The sequence below is a fragment of the Aphanothece microscopica RSMan92 genome (genome assembly GCF_046613545.2).
Taxonomy (GTDB): domain Bacteria; phylum Cyanobacteriota; class Cyanobacteriia; order PCC-6307; family Cyanobiaceae; genus NIES-981.
On sequence record NZ_JBKKKY020000193.1, the window covers coordinates 1 to 1,251 of the forward strand.

The window sequence follows — 1,251 nt, forward strand, 5'->3', positions numbered from 1 at the left end:
ACCATTCGCTCTTCACCCCGATCTCGTAGCTGTCGAAGAACTCGCCCGACACGAGCTTCGAGGGGGAGTTCGTCGACAGCTACGAGATCGGGGTGAAGAGCGAATGGTTCGGCGGCGACCTCGTGGCCAACCTCTCGCTCTATCAGCAGACGTTCGAGAACTATCAGCTCAACACGTTCAACGGCGTCTCCTTCGTGGTGACGGCGGTGCCGGAAGTGGAGTCTGAAGGCGTCGAGTTCGACTTCGTGTGGGCGCCGCCGCTGGACGGCCTCACCTTCAATGGCGGCTTTGCCTACGCCTGGACCGAGTACGCCAAGAATCTCGGCGGCGTCGGCCAACCGGGCTCGTTCCTCGCCCGCAACCCCAATCTGGCCAACCTGCCGGGCAATCAGCTGACCACCGCCCCGCTGTGGACCGCTTCGGGCGGCGCCACCTACGAGCGTGAAGTCGGCGCGAACATGATGTTCCGGGCCTATTTGGATGCGCGTTATACCTCGGACTACAACACTGGCTCGAACCTCGCGCCGACGAAGATCACCGAAGGCTTCACGCTCATCAACGGCCGGCTGGCGCTGGGCCACATCGACGAGACCTGGTCTGTCGAGCTGTGGGGCCGCAACCTGACTGACGAGCGCTATGCGCAGATCACGTTCGACAGCCCGCTTCAGGGATCGGCGCCGTCGCTGAACTCGGCGTCCGACAGCCTGGCGGCTGCCAACGCCCGGGCGAACTCCACGATCGACGCCTTCCTCGGCGAACCGCGGACCTGGGGCATCACGCTGAAGGCCGGCTTCTGAGCCAGACTTCGGATTTGTGACGAGAATGGGGGCGCAGCGCGAGCTGCGCCCCTTTTTCGTTCGCCTGACCGGCCGCATGACCAGATGGCCTGCCGCCTGCCGGCCGTGGCCAAAACGTGATTGGCGCGAAACAACCTTTGATGCACATATGTCAGCGTGCTCAAACCATCGCTCACATACGCTGAGGCGGTTCAAACGCTCGTGGCGGACGGCCTGACGTCGGAAGACGCTGCCGCCTACATCGACGCATGGGCCGAGAGCGAAGGCCGCCGCCGTCCGCCGCCGGAAGTGCCGCGCGGCTGGATCTGGCGGGCGCTGCATGGCCGCCGCCGGGCCGGCGTGTCCCGGCTGGGGCTTCCTTCGGCCGCCTGAGCGCCACCCAACGATCAGGCTTTCGCACCCTTTCGGCCTGGCACATGCGTTGGCGTCGCCGCCGCGGCGGCTTCGTCGAGCG

At 65.7% G+C, this 1,251-nt stretch carries 2 protein-coding genes; both read left to right on the forward strand.

The annotated features are described in order from the left end of the window. The first annotated feature begins 29 nt into the window (after window positions 1-29). The gene (locus ACLD7X_RS16890) at window positions 30-797 is read left to right on the forward strand and encodes a TonB-dependent receptor domain-containing protein (protein ID WP_411424852.1); all 768 of its coding nucleotides are present in this window, start codon (window positions 30-32) and stop codon (window positions 795-797) included. A 201-nt stretch (window positions 798-998) separates the two neighbouring features. Beyond that, window positions 999-1,169 carry a hypothetical protein gene (locus ACLD7X_RS16895; protein ID WP_411424851.1) on the forward strand — a complete coding sequence of 57 codons (171 nt, stop codon included), beginning with the start codon at window positions 999-1,001 and terminating at the stop codon, window positions 1,167-1,169. Window positions 1,170-1,251 lie beyond the last annotated feature (82 nt).